Annotated in this window: 15 protein-coding genes; 3 read left to right on the top strand and 12 right to left on the bottom strand. The window is 61.2% G+C overall.

The window, feature by feature from the left end:
- Positions 1-29: 29 nt before the first annotated feature.
- Positions 30-1,580 carry a cation:proton antiporter gene (locus NKH36_RS28150; protein ID WP_352965329.1) on the bottom strand — a complete coding sequence of 517 codons (1,551 nt, stop codon included), beginning with the start codon at positions 1,578-1,580 and terminating at the stop codon, positions 30-32.
- Between the two features lie 160 nt (positions 1,581-1,740).
- Between NKH36_RS28150 and NKH36_RS28145 the strand changes: the two genes are divergently transcribed.
- Entirely contained in the window at positions 1,741-2,367 is a 627-nt protein-coding gene (locus NKH36_RS28145; protein WP_352965327.1) for a glutathione S-transferase family protein, read from the top strand.
- Between the two features lie 163 nt (positions 2,368-2,530).
- A complete protein-coding gene (locus NKH36_RS28140) occupies positions 2,531-2,863 on the top strand; it encodes a hypothetical protein (protein WP_352965325.1) in 333 nt (110 codons plus the stop codon).
- A 159-nt stretch (positions 2,864-3,022) separates the two neighbouring features.
- On the opposite strand, the gene NKH36_RS28135 is transcribed toward NKH36_RS28140, so the two are convergent.
- From NKH36_RS28135 to NKH36_RS28085, 11 genes are all read right to left on the bottom strand, one after another.
- Positions 3,023-4,087, bottom strand: a complete 1,065-nt coding sequence (locus tag NKH36_RS28135) for an ABC transporter ATP-binding protein (protein ID WP_352965324.1) — start codon at positions 4,085-4,087, stop codon at positions 3,023-3,025.
- 29 nt (positions 4,088-4,116) lie between these two features.
- Positions 4,117-4,911: an ABC transporter permease gene (locus tag NKH36_RS28130; RefSeq protein WP_352965322.1), complete on the bottom strand. Its 795-nt coding sequence runs from the start codon at positions 4,909-4,911 to the stop codon at positions 4,117-4,119.
- Entirely contained in the window at positions 4,908-5,816 is a 909-nt protein-coding gene (locus NKH36_RS28125) for an ABC transporter permease (protein WP_352965320.1), read from the bottom strand. Before NKH36_RS28125 ends, NKH36_RS28130 begins: the two co-directional genes overlap by 4 nt.
- A gap of 58 nt (positions 5,817-5,874) precedes the next feature.
- The gene (locus NKH36_RS28120) at positions 5,875-6,981 is read right to left on the bottom strand and encodes an ABC transporter substrate-binding protein (RefSeq protein ID WP_352965318.1); all 1,107 of its coding nucleotides are present in this window, start codon (positions 6,979-6,981) and stop codon (positions 5,875-5,877) included.
- A gap of 240 nt (positions 6,982-7,221) precedes the next feature.
- Positions 7,222-8,394, bottom strand: a complete 1,173-nt coding sequence (locus NKH36_RS28115; RefSeq protein WP_352965316.1) for an iron-containing alcohol dehydrogenase — start codon at positions 8,392-8,394, stop codon at positions 7,222-7,224.
- Positions 8,395-8,411: 17 nt separating this feature from the next.
- Positions 8,412-9,797: an aldehyde dehydrogenase family protein gene (locus tag NKH36_RS28110; protein WP_352965314.1), complete on the bottom strand. Its 1,386-nt coding sequence runs from the start codon at positions 9,795-9,797 to the stop codon at positions 8,412-8,414.
- A gap of 12 nt (positions 9,798-9,809) precedes the next feature.
- Complete coding sequence (locus NKH36_RS28105; protein WP_352965312.1) at positions 9,810-10,229, bottom strand: type II toxin-antitoxin system VapC family toxin; 420 nt, start codon at positions 10,227-10,229, stop codon at positions 9,810-9,812.
- Complete coding sequence (locus NKH36_RS28100; RefSeq protein ID WP_352965310.1) at positions 10,219-10,623, bottom strand: helix-turn-helix domain-containing protein; 405 nt, start codon at positions 10,621-10,623, stop codon at positions 10,219-10,221. Before NKH36_RS28100 ends, NKH36_RS28105 begins: the two co-directional genes overlap by 11 nt.
- Before the next feature lie 106 nt (positions 10,624-10,729).
- Positions 10,730-12,100 carry a glutamine synthetase family protein gene (locus NKH36_RS28095; protein ID WP_352965308.1) on the bottom strand — a complete coding sequence of 457 codons (1,371 nt, stop codon included), beginning with the start codon at positions 12,098-12,100 and terminating at the stop codon, positions 10,730-10,732.
- A 116-nt stretch (positions 12,101-12,216) separates the two neighbouring features.
- Entirely contained in the window at positions 12,217-13,779 is a 1,563-nt protein-coding gene (locus NKH36_RS28090; RefSeq protein ID WP_352965306.1) for an amino acid permease, read from the bottom strand.
- 19 nt (positions 13,780-13,798) lie between these two features.
- Positions 13,799-14,617, bottom strand: a complete 819-nt coding sequence (locus tag NKH36_RS28085) for an N-formylglutamate amidohydrolase (protein WP_352965304.1) — start codon at positions 14,615-14,617, stop codon at positions 13,799-13,801.
- 134 nt (positions 14,618-14,751) lie between these two features.
- On the opposite strand from NKH36_RS28085, the gene NKH36_RS28080 reads away from it, so the two are divergent.
- Positions 14,752-15,579, top strand: a complete 828-nt coding sequence (locus NKH36_RS28080) for a MurR/RpiR family transcriptional regulator (RefSeq protein WP_352965303.1) — start codon at positions 14,752-14,754, stop codon at positions 15,577-15,579.
- Positions 15,580-15,728: the final 149 nt, after the last annotated feature.

Below are 15,728 nucleotides of genomic sequence, written 5' to 3'. Positions count from 1 at the left end.
ATGCAGAGAGCTTGGGCCAGACAGCGCGCCTAAGTCGTTAGCGGCTGGAATCGTCCGGGCGGAGAAGCGGCCAGTTCCGACCAGTCGATTTCCTCCTCCAGGCGATGATACGCTTCGTCGCCGATCGTCCCGTCGATACGCAGCTGTTCCAGCGCGTCACGCTGGCTCTTGATGGCATAGAGGCGCAGCCTGTCGTACTCGGTTGCAGCCTGGCCATCGCCAGGATTTTCAGCGACCATGCGCTGCGCGGCAAATTGCTCGCGGACCACGGCCGCGGCATTCGATGTCTTGCCGCTCAACACGTCCAGCGCTGCCTGCATGATGGCGACGCGCGCCTGCGCGACTTCGCGGTCGACAATTTCGTCCGGATCGAGACCAAGCAGGCGCAGCAGCGGCTTCAGGCTGATGCCTTGCAGCACCAAGGTGCCGAGGACGACCGAGAATGCGGCGAGCACAATCGGGTCGCGGCCGGGAAAGTCAGCCGGCAAGGCAAACGCTGCCGCAAGGGTGACCAGCCCGCGCATGCCGCACCAGCCGATCAGCACACCGCCGCGAAACGACGGGGCTTCGGCCTGCCGGTCCGCGTCACCGAAGCTGGCAAGCCACCTCATGATCGCGCCGCATCCGAGCACCCATACGAGGCGCGAAACAATGACGACAGCCAGCACCGCTGCGGCGAACACGAACGCTTCGACCTGCCCCTGCTCGGCGAGCCGGCCGACGATCAATCGTGCCTGAAGTCCCATCAGGACGAAGGCAAGCACGTTGAGCACGAACACCGCTGTCTCCCAGACCGAGTAGGAGCTGACGCGATTTCTGGCCGGCATGCGGCGCGGCGCGGTGCGCGCGATGGTCATGGCATAGACGACGATTGTTATGATGGCGGAGAGGCCGATCCTGTCGGCCAGGATCCAGACGCCGAATGTTCCGGCAAATTGCACCACCGTGCCACTTGCCGGATCGCTGATGCGGCTGAGGGTGACGAGAGACAATCGGCCGAGCACGTAACCAGCGGCAAGGCTGCCGACCGTCGACAGCAAGATCATCGGAACCGCGCTGCTCAGCAGGATGGAGCCGGCAGCTGCCGAAACCGCCATACGGTAGATCAGGAGTGCCGTGGCGTCATTGAGCAGGCTTTCGCCTTGCAGGATCGCGGTGACGCGGTGCGGCACCTTGAACTGTCCAAGCACGGCCGACGCCGCGACGGCATCGGGCGGCGCGACGATCGCGCCAAGGGCAATAGCCGCAGCGATCGGCAGGCCTGCCATTGTCCATCCGACGAGGGCCACGACCGCGGTGGTGAAAACGACGGCGCCTAGCGCCAGCAGGACGAGCGGCAGCCTGTAGCGGTTAAGGTCGCGCAGCGACGTATCGTAGGCCGCGTCGAGAAGCACCGGCGCGATGAACAAGGCGAGCGCCAGTTCGGGATCGATCTCGATGGTCGGTGCAAACGGCAGGAAGGCGATGCCTGCGCCGGCCAACGCCAGCAAGGAGGGATAAGGAATCTGGAGACGCCGCGACAACGCCGTCAGCGCGACAGCGATCAGCAGGAGAACAAGGGTCAGCTCGAAAAGCGCCATACGTCAACGTAGCGGCGAAGCGCGATTGTTGGCAGTGGCAAAAACCATAAGCTGCTGTTGATTGGCCTAGTGCCCTGACTTGGCAGTATGCCGTGACTTGGCAGTATACCGTGACTTGGCAGTATGCGTTGAGGCGGTTGTCTGCGTATAAGCTTGGGTCATGATCCTCATCGGCCAATATGACTCGCCCTTCGTCCGTCGCGTCGGCATTGCGCTGACCCTGTACAACCTGACGTTTGAACATCGTCCCTGGTCGACTTTCAGCGATGCGGACAAGATCAGGCCCTATAATCCATTGACGCGCGTGCCAACCCTGGTGCTGGACGATGGCGAGGTGCTAATCGAAAGCCACGCCATGCTGGACCATCTGGACAGCCTTGGAGCGGCCGATCGCAGGATGTTTCCGACCGACGAGCCGGCGCGCCGCCAAGCGCTGAAGATCGCTGGTCTGGCCACCGGGCTGGGCGACAAGGCAGTCAGCATGTTTTACGAGAGGCTGCTGCACGAGACAGTCTCCGACCTCTGGGTCGAACGCTGCCGCAAGCAGATACGGGGAGCCATGGCTGCACTGGAAGCCGATCGCAGCGCAAGGCCTGAAACCTACTGGTTCGGCGATCGCATCGGTCACGCCGACATCGCGGTTGCCGCCGTGCTCCGCTTCCTTGGCGAGGCGCATCCCGGACTGGCTTCGCTTGCCGCTTTCCCGGCGCTCGGCGCCCATGCCGAACGGATGGAAGCACTGCCTGTCTTTCAGGCGATCTCGCAGCCTTTCATCCCGCCGGCTTGACCTGTCGATGACACCAGTCGTTTACTACCAGGCGAAGAATTCAAATCTCTATGCCAGTTTTAGCCGCGCAAGGAGCTCCCCGGTGCCAAGACTATTCATAGCATTGTGCACATTGATACTGTTTCCGCCCATGGCCACGGCCTCCGCGCTATACGACGAGTCGTTGGCGGCAAAGATCAAACTTTCGGGAACTTCGAGACCGGACCCAGGGATGGGACTCTGGGCGCAGCAGACGAATGAGAGATTGCTCTCCATCATAGAAGGGAAATGGGTTGATCTTGGATATTTCGATCTGACCAGCGAAGACAGTATGAAGAAATACTGTCTTAAGTATGGAGATTCTTTCAAGAAATTGACCGATTATTCCTTCGAAATCATCTCGCCTATCATTCCCCGGGCGAAGCAGGCGATCCACAAAGAGGATATTTTCAAAACGGGAATGTCCTATAACTACCGATGGAACATCCACAGCAAATGGAAGTCCTCAGGACGTTAGGGGGAAACGGCAAACAAATTCTGAGAAATGCCAATGGGACGAGTGCATTGCTGATGATGACCCCTAATACCCTGCTTGAGGTCGATTTCGATCTCGGAATGCCGTTCATGTGGGGTCGTTGCCCCGCCGGATCGGCGATCCAATCCCGTGTCTGCCGCTTTAATGCAGCACCAGCATGTCGCCCGACGAGAAGGAAATCTCGGCCTTTTCGCCGACGGCGGGCGGCGGGGTGGCCGGGCTGTTGAACGTGTCGAGCGACACCGTGCTGCCGCCGATGCCGACGCGAACCCGGATGACCGAGCCGAGGAAATGCACTTCGGTGATCTCGCCCGAAAGGCTCGCGTCGCGGCCGGGATGGCGGCCGAGCGAAATCGCCTCGGGCCGCAGTGCCAGCGACAGCGTGTCGCCAGACTTGGAGCCGTTAAGCTTTCCCTGCAGCGAGATCTCTTGCGCGTTGACGCGCACCTTGCCCGATGCCGCGTCGGTGACGGTGCCTTCGAGCACGTTCAACGTGCCGACGAAATTGGCGACGAACTTGGTTGCCGGCCGGTTGTAGATCTCGAACGGCGTGCCCACCTGCTCGGCCTTGCCGCCATACATGACGGCGATGCGGTCGGAGATCGACAGCGCTTCTTCCTGGTCGTGGGTGACGAAGACGGTGGTGATGCCGAGCTTCTTCTGGATCGAGCGGATTTCCTCGCGCAGGGACACGCGCACCTTGGCGTCGAGCGCCGACAGCGGCTCGTCGAGCAGCAGGAGCTTCGGCTTCGGCGCAATCGCCCGCGCCAGCGCGATACGCTGCTGCTGGCCGCCGGAGAGCTGATAGGGATAGCGGTCGCCCATCTGCGGCAGCTTGATGAGCTCGAGCATCTCGGCAACGCGCCTGTCGGCATCGGCCTTTGGCATACCCGCGACCTTCAGCCCGAAGCCGATGTTCTGCGCTACGGTCAGGTTCGGAAACAGCGCGTAGGCCTGGAACACCATGCCGATATTGCGCTGGTTGGGCTTGAGCCGGGTGATGTCCTTGCCGGCCACGACGATCTTGCCGGCGCTCGGCTCCTCGAAGCCGGCGACCATGCGCAGCACCGTCGTCTTGCCGCAGCCCGATGGCCCGAGGAACGAGACGAATTCGCCCGGCTCGACGTCGAGATTGAAGTCCTGGACGACGGTGGTGGCGCCGAAGGCTTTTCGAACCTGCTGGATGGAGAGGAATGGCTCGGCCATGGCTTTTCTTTCGGGTCAGTAATCTTCGATCAGTTTGGCCGGTTCGCCGATCGTGGCGCAAAACGCGACAGGATCTGGATCAGCGACATGCAGCCCCAGGTGATGGCGAACGAGATGAGCGCCAGTGCCGACGGCTCATAGGCACTGTTGGCGCCGATGTTCTGCAGATAGGGGCCGAAGGCCGGGCGGTTCAGCAGCGACGCCATGGTGAACTCGCCGATGACGATGGCAAAACTCAGGAACGCGCCGGATAAGACGGCGATCAGTACGTTCGGCAGGATGATGCGGGCGATGATGGTGGTCCAGCCGGCGCCGAGGATTTGTGCGGCTTCGGTGAGCGTTCTGACGTCGATGGTCCTGAGACCGGTATCGACCGCCCGGTACATATAAGGCAGCGCCAACGTCGTATAGCCGATGACCAGCAGAGCATCGGTGCCGCGCGCTGTCGCCAGAAAAGGCAACGCCGAATTCGAACCGAACATTCTGATGTAGCCGAAGACGATGACGATGGCGGGAATAACCAGCGGCAGCAGGGTGATGAACTCTACCACCGGCCGCAGATGCGGTAGCCGCAGCCGTATCCAGTAGGCCGTCGGAACAACGAGGAGCACGCCCAAAAGGATGGTGAAGATCGCCACAACGACGGAATAGGTAAATGTCGCCTGGAAATTCGGATCTTCGAAGACCGAGCGGTAGGCGTCAAAGGAGTATTCCCCTCGCCGCTTACGCAACGAGAATTCAAAGGTCGCCAAAAGCGGCAGGACAAAATAGGTGGTTCCCACGCCAAAAACGAGCCAGGCCCCAAAACGGCTGCCTTGCTTCATTTCAGCCACCGTTCGGCTCGCCGCTGGAACAAGATGTAGAAAAGATTGGCCAGGCCGGTGATGACGATCATGCCGAATGCAAGCGCGTAGCCTAGATTCGGATTGTAAAGCACGTCGCCGCGAATCTGCGCGAACAGCTGGATGGGCACGATGTTGAGTGACGGCCCCGTCAGTGCATAGGCTGTCGCGACCGCTCCGAACGCGTTGGCAAAAAGGAGGACCGTCGTGCCGAGAAAACTCGGCCATAACACCGGGATGACAACCATGCGCCAATATTGCCAATTGGTTGCGCCGAGCGTGGCGGCAGCTTCGCCCCATTCCTTCTTCAGCCCATCGACCGCCGGCGTGATGATGACGATCATCAATGGAATCTGGAAATAGAGGTAGGTGAGGATCAGGCCCCAGAACGAAAAGATACTGAAGCCGAGCGAATAGATGTTAATGCCGAAAACATCTCGCAACAGGATCGTCGCCACTCCGAGCCGACCTAGCGTCGCGATGAACGAGAATGCCAGCGGCACGCCGGCGAAATTCGAGGCGACGCCTGAGAAGGTCAAGGTCGCCGAGCGTAACCACGACGGCAAGCCGCCGCGAACGACTGCCACCGCCATTGCCAGGCCGATCAAGGCGCCAAGGACCGCGGAAACGAAGCTGATCTGAATGGATACCCAATAGGCGGCCGCGAGCTTTGGTTGCGACAACGCTATGATGTTGTCGAGCGTATAGTCGCCGGCTGCATTTTTGAACGCGCCCGCGATCAGCCCTACGGTGGGCAAGATCAGAAAGAGCAGCGCGAAAATGAAGAACGGAGTTACGCCTAACCAATGCAGTGGCAGCCGAAGGCGGCTGATCTCCGGCGCGCCAGGGCTGACGCTGGCTGTCTGGGATATTGTGGAGTCTGCCATGGAATTCCCGAAGTTCGGCATAGGGCGCCGGGCGGCGAACCGGCCGGCGCCCTATGAATTACTTCACGACGGCGCCAACGATGGCATCCCAGTTCGTGCTGATTTCCTTCTTGGCGGCGTTCTGCTCCTCCAAGGTTGGGAATATCGCTTTTTCGTAGCTCTCGGCGGCCGGCAGCTTGTCCAGCATTTCCTTCGGGATCACGCCCTTCTTGGCGAGATCATTGAAGCGGATCGGGTGGCAGTAGCCCTTCAGCCAGCCGAGCTGGCCTTCGTCTGAGTAGAGATACTCCATCCACAGCTTGGCGGCGTTCGGATGCGGCGCATAGGCGCTGATCGCCTGGACGTAGACGCCTGCGACCACCGCGCTCTTTGGCACGACGATTTCGATTTCCGGATTGCCGGCCATCTTGTCGCGCATGGCAAGCAGGTTGTAGTCCCAGTTCATCACGATCGGTGTCGTGCCCTGGGCGACAGCTGCCGCTTCACCGTCGACCGGCACGAAGTTGCCGGCATCGTTGAGCTGCTTGAAGAACTGCAGACCCTTGGCGGCGGCGTCCTGGCCGGGGGTACCGCCAGCCGCGAGGCCCGAAGCGTAAACCGAAATGACGGCGTTGTTCGAGGTGCGCGGGTCACCGGCGAGCGCCACCGAGTTGGCATATTCCGGCTTCAGCAGGTCGGCCCAGTCCTGTGGTGAGTTCTGCACGACGGCCTTGTTCACGCCGAAGGCGAGCACGCCGTAATAGTCGCCGTACCAGTAGCCGTCGGCATCCTTGGCGCTGTCAGGAATCGTATCCCAGGTCGAAACCTTGTAGGGTTGGATCAGGCCGTCTGCCTTGGCGGACGGGCCAAAAGACAGGCCGACGTCGATGACATCAGGCGCCTGCGGGCCCTTATTGTCCTTGTTGGCCTTGATCGCCTCGATCTCGTCGCCGGAGCCGGCATCGGGATTGAGCTCGTTGACGGTGATTTCCGGATACTTCGCCTTGAAGCCGGCGATGACGTCGCCATAGCCGCACCAGCTGTGCGGCAGCGCGATGGTGGTGAGCTGGCCTTCCGCCTTGGCGGCGGCGACGAGTTCATCCATGGACTGCGCCGACGAGATGGCAGAGGTCGCCATCAGGGCGACGGCCGTAAGGGAAAGCACTTTTCCCGTGAATTTGAACATGTGTTCTCTCCGTTGAACTGACGCCGTTGGACGCCTGCGATGCGGTATCGTTTTCGTGTGACAGCCCTATGAAAGCTTTGTGAAAGCGATGCCCTGCAGTACGAAAAGTAAACTCTTTTTGACGGACTGTAGCAATCGCTCCGCGATTCTTTTTCCGGCTAATGAATTTTGGTCTTGCCTTTCATCTTTTCCCCTTTCTTTGCCTCAATTCCCAGATCAAATTCCCGGCGCAAAACCGTCTCAGGCGGTGCCGGCAATGGCGTTGTCGAGTAGCGTCAGCGCCGCCTTCCTGGTCAGCTTGACCGGGTTGCCGCCGGCGGTCGGATCGACCACCGCCATGTCGGCGATCAGGCCCTTGCGCTTCTTGTCCATGTCGAGCCCCTTGATCAGGCCCGGCAGCGCGTGCGGCACCTTCAGTTCCTTGCGCAGCTTGATGACAGCCTTGGCGAAGCCGTCGAAGCCGCCCTTGATGCCGCAATAAGCCGCGAGCCGGGCGACGCGCACCTCGATGGCGTCGCGGTTGAAGGCCAGCACATAGGGCATGAACACAGCATTGGTCATGCCGTGATGGGTGTCGTAGAGCGCGCCGATCGGATGCGACAGCGAGTGGATAGCGCCCAGCCCCTTCTGGAAGGCGGCAGCGCCCATCGCGGCCGCACTCATCATGTGGGCGCGGGCGACGAGATCCTTGCCGTTGGCATAGGCCTTCGGCAGGTTCTCGAAGACGAGGCGCACGCCTTCGACCGCGATGCCGTCGGCCATCGGATGATAGCCCGGCGCGCAATAAGCCTCGAGGCAGTGGGCGAGCGCGTCCATGCCGGTGCCGGCGGTGATGAAGCCCGGCATGCCGACCGACAGTTCCGGATCGGCGATGACGATCGCCGGCAAAAGTTTCGGATGGAAGATGACCTTCTTGGTGTGGGTCGCTTCATTGGTGATGACGCCGGCGCGGCCGACCTCCGAGCCGGTGCCGGCCGTGGTCGGCACGGCGATGATCGGCGCGATCGCATCGGAGTTGGCGCGCGTCCACCAGTTGCCGATATCTTCGAAATCCCAGACCGGCCGCGTTTGGCCGGCCTGGAAGGCGATCAGCTTGCCGAGGTCGAGCGCCGAGCCGCCGCCGAAGGCGATGACGCCGTCATGCTTGCCCTTCTTGAACACGGCAATGCCGGCGGTCAGGTTGGAGTCCACGGGGTTCGGCTTGACCTCGGAAAACACGCCATAGGGTACCTTGGCGTCGTCGAGGATCTTCAACGTAGAAGCGACGACCGGAAGTTTGGCCAGCCCTGGATCGGTAACGAAGAGCGGCCGCTTGATGCCGGTCGCATCAAGCACATCAGGCAATTCCTTGATGCGCCCCGCGCCGAAGCGCACGGTTGTCGGGTAGTTCCATTTGGAAATCAATTTTGTCATTTTTATCTTTCGAAAAATCAGATGGCTTCACGCAGATGGTATGATTTCGGCCTCGTCAGATTGTCGTAGCCGATGGCCGACAGGGCCGCGCCCTTGCCGGTGTCCTTGACGCCGGTCCAGACCAGCGCCGGATCGAGATAGTCGCAGCGGTTCATGAACACGGTGCCGGTCTCGACGCGGTCGCCGATCGCCGCCGCATGGTCGATGTCGCGCGTCCAGATCGAGGCCGTCAGCCCGTAGGGGCTGTCGTTCATCAGCGCGATCGCCTCCTCGTCGTTGCGCACCTTCATGATGCCGACGATCGGCCCAAAGCTTTCCTCCCGCATGACGCTCATCTGATGGTCGACCTCGGTCAGCACTTCCGGCGCCAGGTAAGGCGAGCCTTGCTCGTCATTGGCCACCTTGATGTTGATGTGGGCCTTGGCGCCCTTGCGCAGCGCCTCGGCCTTCTGCTCGCGGATCAGGTCGGCGAAGCGCGCCTGGGCCATCGGCCCCATCGTCGTCGCCTGGTCGAGCGGGTTCCCGACGACGTAGTTCTTGGTTTCGGCGATGAAGCCTTCGACGAACTCGTCATAGACCTTCTCGTGGACATAGACGCGCTCGATGCCGCAGCAGCATTGGCCGGAATTGTAGAAGGCGCCGTCGACCAGGTTGGCGACGGCATGATCCACTTTGGCGTCGGCCAGGACATAGGCCGGGTCCTTGCCGCCGAGTTCGAGGCCGAGCGTCATGAAGGTGCCAGCCGCGGCCTTCTCGATGGCGCGGCCGCCAGCGACAGAGCCGGTGAAATTGACATGGTCGATCTTGCCCGAGCCGAGCAGTTTTTCGGTCTGCGCGTGGTTCATGACGAGGTTCTGGAACAGGCCCTTGGGCAGGCCTGCTTTGTCGAACGCCTGTTGAAAGCGTTCGCCGACCAGCAGCGTCTGCGCCGCATGTTTGAGGATGACGGCGCTGCCGGCCATCAGCGCCGGCACGATCGTATTGACGGCGGTGAGATAGGGATAGTTCCACGGCGCGATCACCATGACCACGCCGAGCGGCACCTTCTTCACATAGCGGCGAAACCCGTCCTTAGGATTTGAGGCCATCACCGGCTTCAGTGCCGCTTCCGCGATCTCGACCATGTAGCTGGTGCGTTCCCTGACGCCGCCGAACTCGCCGCCATAGCGCACCGGACGGCCCATCTGCCAGGCGATCTCCGGCACAATCTCGTCGGTCATGGCCACCAGCGCTTCCAGCATGGCCAGCATGTATTTGCCGCGCTCGACGGTCGGCGTCTCAGCCCATTTCTCCTGCGCCGCCTTGGCACGCTCGACCGCAGCGTTGATCGCCTGGTCCGTCGCGATTGGCCGTTCGGCATAGATCGAACCATCGACGGGAGATTTGAGTTTGATAGTTTCCAAGGAGGTTTCCAATCAACAAGGGACTGTTTTGACGAAGCCAGCCGCGCCATAGGCAAGGATCGCCCGATCGCGGGTGATAATCTCGAGGTTCTTCGAACGCGCCGTAGCTATGATAATCCGGTCTGTCGGATCGTTGTGAACGACACCAGGCAGGAACGAAGACTCGACCAAAAGCTCGCTGTCGATGCCCTCAACGCTCGTTGCCCCGGCTTGCACGAACCGTTCAAACCATGCGAGCGGCGACTTGATGAACGGAAGCCGGCCTTTGGCGACAAGCATTCCGATCTCCCAGGCCGACATGACGGAAACCGCGATCACGCCGCCATTTTTTCGCGCGCTGGTCACCTTCTCGACCGCCGTCCTCGTGACCGGCTGCTCCGTTGAGAGCCACAGCATGAAGCAAGTGTCGAGCAGCACTCCATCAGTCGTCATACACCTTGCCCCAATCCGGATCTGCAGGTGCGGTGTAATCGACATCGGGAAGAAGGGTGAGCGTCCCGGCCATGCATCCAAACAACGGATCAGCACCCCTCGGCGGCACGATGTGGTCTTTGTTGTCGTCATTCATTGCCGTTGCACCCTTGAAATCCACCTGCTCCTCCATGAAGCCCCGACGACGCCGGGCCCGAGTATTTTCGGTGCTTCCGTCGTTCGGTGAGCCGAGATGAAGCAGGACCCCGCTTGCCGAAGTACCGAAAATTTCCGCGATCTTATGGATTTCATCGATCCGCATGCGCCGTTCGCCATTCAGTGTCCGAGACAGCGCGCCTGGGTCTATACCTATACGGCTTGCTGTGCGGCGCAGCGACAAGCCACGCTCTTTCATTTGGTCCTGAAACCACGCCTTGTCGATTTTAGCTCTACCCTGGGGCAACATCAGCTCCGTGTGTTGTGATGTATTTATCGCAACACTAACATGAATCACAACACCGTCAATACCGCTCGAATCCTCTATGCAGTTCCCAATCGGTAATGCGGCGGTCGTATTCGAACTGCTCCCAGCGCGCCGTATGGACGTAATGCTCGAGCACGCCGTCGCCGAACGCGTGTTTCAGCATCTCCGATTTCGCCAGCGTCTCGGTGGCATCACGCAGGGTCTTTGGAATTTCCGGCAGCTGCGAGGCTTGATAGGCGTCGCCGACGAAGGGCTTCTGCAGTTCAAGCTTTTCGTCGATGCCGGCAAGGCCGGCCGCGATCAGCGCGGCGAAGGCGAGATAGGGGTTCAGATCGGCGCCGCCGATGCGGCATTCCATGCGGATGCCCTTGGTGCCCTCGCCACACAGGCGGAAACCGGCGGTGCGGTTGTCCTCGCTCCACATGATCTTGGTCGGCGCGAAGGTGCCGGCCTGGAAGCGCTTGTAGGAGTTGACGTAGGGCGCCAGGAACCAAGTGAATTCCTTGGCGTATTTGAGTTGGCCCGCCGCCCATTGCTTGCCGAGCGTCGACAGCGTCCATTCGGCTTGTCTGTCGTAGAAAAGCGGCGTCTTGCCGTCGGCGCTCCACAGCGAATTGTGGATGTGGCTGGAATTGCCGGCCAGCCCATAATTGTACTTGGCCATGAACGAAATCGCCTTGCCTTCGGACTCGGCGATCTCCTTGGCGCCGTTCTTCAGGATGACGTGGCGGTCGGCCATGTCGAGCGCCTCGGCATAGCGTACGTTGATTTCTTCCTGGCCGGGGCCCCACTCACCCTTAGAATTCTCGATCGGAATGCCGGCTGCTTGCATCTCGTTGCGCAGCCGGCGCATGACGCCTTCTTCCTTGGTGGTGATACCGATCTGGTAATCGCCGATATAGGGCGAGGCTGTGTCGAGGCCTTGCCAGTGCTTCTTGCGGGCGGAATCGTAGGTCTCGCTGAACAGATAGAATTCGAGCTCGGAGGCGAAATAGCCGATATAGCCGCGTTCGCTCAACCGTTTGACCTGCTTTTTCAAGATGGCACGCGGCGAATGCGGCAGGTCGTCATGGGTGTGATGGTCGAGCACGTCGCAGATCACCAGCGCCGTCTTTTCCAGCCATGGAATGCGCCGCAGCGTCGACAGGTCCGGCTTCATGACGAAGTCGCCATAGCCCTTCGACCAGCTCGCCGCTTTGTAGCCAGGCACCGGCTCCATATCGATGTCGGCGGCCAAGAGATAGTTGCAGCCATGCGTCTCGTCATGGGCGGAATCGACGAAATACTGTGCCAGGAACCGCTTTCCCGCCAGCCTGCCCTGCATGTCGACAATACAGGCCAGCACCGTGTCGACCTCACCGCTGGAGACCGCCTTCTTCAACTGATCGAACGAGAAATTTCCGGCCATTCCTTTGGCACTCCAGCGCTTGTCGTTTCGGGCCTGGCCCTTGAATCGGGCTTGTCGCCTTGAAGATGTGGAAAGCCATGGCCGGCTAGACGCCGGCCATGGTGATGGAGGAGGTGTCAGGCGCCGGCTTCGCCGACGGCTACCTCGGCAGCCTTGATCGCCGCCTGTCGCTTCGCAATCTGGTCGCCGACGGGCGGACCTTTGAAGCGGCGGTTCTCGAAACCGAACCAAAGCACGGCGGTCAGCACGATGAAGCCCAGGGTGATGTAGAGCACCTTGTCGTTCGGCGGCTGGATGGCGATGTAGAAGATGATCACCATGCCAACTACCGACAGGATGCAAAACAGCTTGAACAGACCAGCGCCGAGATTCCAAGGGCCGGGATTCGGCCATTTCTCGGTTCCGAAAGCCATCATGCCGAGCACGATCGGAATTGTGAAGGAAAGGAACAGGAACACCAGCGTCGAATTGACGACGATGGTGTAAATGTTGGTGCCGCCGATCGAAATGAACTGGGCAAGAAAGACATAGATGATCTCGAGGACCGCAGCCGTCCAGATGGCGTTGACCGGCGTGCGCCACACCGGACTGACCTTGGCGAGCGAGGCCGAGCCGACCGGCATGCCACCGTCACGCGAGAAGGCGAAAAGCATGCGCGAGGCAGAGGTGACTGTTGCGAGACCGCAGAGGAACTGCGCGATCAGGATGGCCAGATAGAGCAGCGTCTTCAGCCACGACGGCAAGATCGCGTCCATCGTCGCGAAGAACACGCCCCAGCCCTGCTTGGCGCCTGCCGCCAGATCCGGGATCGCCAACACGATCGCGCACAGCATCACCCAGCCGATCAGCGAGGACCAGAGCACCGACGAAACGATCGCCCGCGGAACCGAGTGCGCTGCCTTCAACGTTTCTTCCGAAGTATGCGCCGACGCGTCATAACCAGTGATAGTGTAAACCGGCAGTAGCAGGCAGAGCAGGAAGAGATACCCCATGGAATCGGACTGCGGGAAAACGCCGCCGCCTGCATCACCCGAATAGTTCGTGAACGTCCACAACCGTGTGATGTCGATCGCTGGAGCAAACATCAGGCAAGCGACGATCAGCACGGCTGTCGTTGCCAGGATCAGGAAGCCGGAGGCGTCCGTCAGCATAGCCGTCAACTTGATGCCGAAATGGTTGAGCAGCGCCTGCAACACGGTGATGAAGGCGACAAACCCGACGATCTCGCCAGGCGTACCAGTCATTCCGAAGGCTCCGCCGAAAGTGCCGACGAAGAAGAAGGCGGTGCCGATGTTGATCGCGCCGAGCACGGTGATCAGGCCAAGCAGGTTGAGCCAGGCGGTGAGCCAGCCGGTGAAGCGGTTCCCTAGAATGGACGCCCAATGATAGAGGCCGCCTGCGGTCGGAAACGCAGAGGCGATCTGGGCCATGGCGAGCGCGAAGAATCCCGAAACCATGCACCCGACGATCCAGCCGATGCCGGCGCCCGCGCCGCCGATCGACGACGTGGCTTGCGCGAAGGAGTTGATGCCGCCCGACAGGATGCAGATGATCGAAAACGAGATGGCGAAATTCGAGAAGCGGCTCATGCTTCGCGACAGCTCCTGGGCATAGCCCATTCCGTGGAGGACCTTCAGATCCTCCTTCTTGTCGACGTCCGAATAGTCTTGCGCTGACATTTTTGTCCCCTTCTGGTTCTTAGTTGGCCGATTGTACTGACTTTCCCACTGCGCTTGCTCGGGAGCCCCTGGCCTCCTCGGGCTCCAGATCTAGAAAAATGCCCGTGAGCAGATCCGCCCATTTCCGCTGCCCGGCTGCGCCGGAGATCTCGTCGTTGCGGATTTCGATCATCGCGCAGGGCAGCCCCCGCGGGCGCGCGTGCCGTTCCAGCGTGAAATAAACGCGGTCGGCCGGTGAATAGGGTTCGTTGACGCCGACCGTAACGCCGGCGAGCCGCTGCAGCGCGGCGACAAGCGGCGCGGCCAGCCGCCGATCCTCGTCATGGATGATGCCGATGTGCCAGGGCCGGCTCATACCCTTGTAGACCGGGTTGAAGGAATGGATTGAAACCAGCCGCGTCTCGAGCCCGCGCGCCAGCCTTTTGTCCATGATACTCGCGACCGCGTCGTGGAAGGGTTGCCAGGACAGGGCGATGCGCGCGGCGCGCTGCTTTTCCGACAGGCCGGCATTACCTGGAATGGCCGTGGTCTCGCTGAGTGGCGGCACCAGGTCCGGCGCGTCGAGCGGGCGGTTGCAGTCGATGACAAGGCGCGAAATGCCGGTCTCGACCAGCGTCGCGTCGAGCGCGTCGGCCATGCGGCGGGCGACCGGCAGCGCGCCGGGGTCCCAGGCGATGTGGCGGGAAAGCTCCCCGGCAGCAAGACCGAGCGTTCCGAATTCCGGCGGCAGGAAGTTGGAGGCGTGGTCGCAGGTCAGCACGAATGGGCTCGATCCGCCAGGGTTGGTCACCCTCACGGTTTCAGGCGATGCAAGGCTGGCGGGCCGTGCTGTCTCCATTGTTTTCAGTCCCCGGGGAGCGCTGTATCGTATATTACGTATTTTGTCTCATTGCGTCCCTATGGATGATTTCATACAGTTTATCCGGCTTTGTCAAATGCGATTTCAGCAAAGCAGCCACGGGTGAGGAAAAGATGATTTCGAGCATTGCCGAACTGATCTCGGACCGCATCGGCACGATGCCGGCGGGCGAGCGCCGCGCAGCGCAGACGCTGATCGCCAACTACCCGCTGACCGGCCTGAAGACGGTCGCCGAGTTCTCAACTGCCGCCGGCGTCTCCTCGCCGACGATCCTGCGTTTCGTCGCCCGGCTCGGCTTCCAGAACTACCCGGAATTCCAGTCGACGCTGCAGGACGAACTGGCGGCGCAACTGCAGTCGCCGGCGTCGCGCACGTTCAACCCGCCATCGCCGAACGGCAGCGCGGTGTCGCCGATGCTGGAGGCAACGCTCGACAACATGCGCGAGACGTTCAGGCACTTGTCCGACAAGCAGCTTGCCGACATCGCCGCAAAGCTTGCCGACCGGCGCGGCAAAACCTTCCTGATCGGTGGCCGCTTCACCGATCCGCTGGCGCGCTACATGGCCGCCCACCTCGCCATTATCCAGCCCAACGTCTTTCACCTCGCCGGACAGGAAAGCGTCTGGCGCGACCGGCTGATCGACATGGGCAAGCGCGACGTGCTGGTGATCTTCGACATCAGGCGCTACCAGGACAGCCTGGTCCGCTTTGCTGAGACGGCGCATCAGCGCGGCGTGCAGCTCGTGCTGTTCACCGACCAGTGGCTGTCGCCGATCGCTCGCTTCGCCCGCCATGTCATCGCCGGGCGTACCGCCGTGCCCTCGGCCTGGGATTCTTCGGCGGCCCTTTTCGTCGTTGCCGAAACACTGATCGGCGCCGTCACCCGGCAGCTCGAGGCCGACGGCGCCAAACGCATCCGCGAGTTGGAAAGCCTAAGGTAGGGCCGGCGCGGCCTGAACTCGACCGCATGATCACCTCCGTGCCGGAGACGGCGGCCAGCAGGCTCCAAACGCAAAACGGCCCGCGTGAAGCGGGCCGTTTTGATGTTTGGTTGCGGGGACAGGATTTGAACCTGTGACCTTCAGGTTAT

The sequence above is a fragment of the Mesorhizobium sp. M1312 genome (genome assembly GCF_040318115.1).
Lineage (GTDB): Bacteria > Pseudomonadota > Alphaproteobacteria > Rhizobiales > Rhizobiaceae > Mesorhizobium.
This window is presented reverse-complemented; position numbering and strand designations above follow the sequence as displayed.

Coding starts and splice junctions, on each gene's coding strand:
- NKH36_RS28150 (WP_352965329.1), bottom strand. CDS start 1,580: ATGGCGCTTTTCGAGCTGACCCTTGTTCTCCTGCTGATCGCTGTCGCG.
- NKH36_RS28145 (WP_352965327.1), top strand. CDS start 1,741: ATGATCCTCATCGGCCAATATGACTCGCCCTTCGTCCGTCGCGTCGGC.
- NKH36_RS28135 (WP_352965324.1), bottom strand. CDS start 4,087: ATGGCCGAGCCATTCCTCTCCATCCAGCAGGTTCGAAAAGCCTTCGGC.
- NKH36_RS28130 (WP_352965322.1), bottom strand. CDS start 4,911: ATGAAGCAAGGCAGCCGTTTTGGGGCCTGGCTCGTTTTTGGCGTGGGA.
- NKH36_RS28125 (WP_352965320.1), bottom strand. CDS start 5,816: ATGGCAGACTCCACAATATCCCAGACAGCCAGCGTCAGCCCTGGCGCG.
- NKH36_RS28120 (WP_352965318.1), bottom strand. CDS start 6,981: ATGTTCAAATTCACGGGAAAAGTGCTTTCCCTTACGGCCGTCGCCCTG.
- NKH36_RS28115 (WP_352965316.1), bottom strand. CDS start 8,394: ATGACAAAATTGATTTCCAAATGGAACTACCCGACAACCGTGCGCTTC.
- NKH36_RS28105 (WP_352965312.1), bottom strand. CDS start 10,229: ATGACGACTGATGGAGTGCTGCTCGACACTTGCTTCATGCTGTGGCTC.
- NKH36_RS28100 (WP_352965310.1), bottom strand. CDS start 10,623: ATGAAAGAGCGTGGCTTGTCGCTGCGCCGCACAGCAAGCCGTATAGGT.
- NKH36_RS28095 (WP_352965308.1), bottom strand. CDS start 12,100: ATGGCCGGAAATTTCTCGTTCGATCAGTTGAAGAAGGCGGTCTCCAGC.
- NKH36_RS28090 (WP_352965306.1), bottom strand. CDS start 13,779: ATGTCAGCGCAAGACTATTCGGACGTCGACAAGAAGGAGGATCTGAAG.
- NKH36_RS28085 (WP_352965304.1), bottom strand. CDS start 14,617: ATGGAGACAGCACGGCCCGCCAGCCTTGCATCGCCTGAAACCGTGAGG.
- NKH36_RS28080 (WP_352965303.1), top strand. CDS start 14,752: ATGATTTCGAGCATTGCCGAACTGATCTCGGACCGCATCGGCACGATG.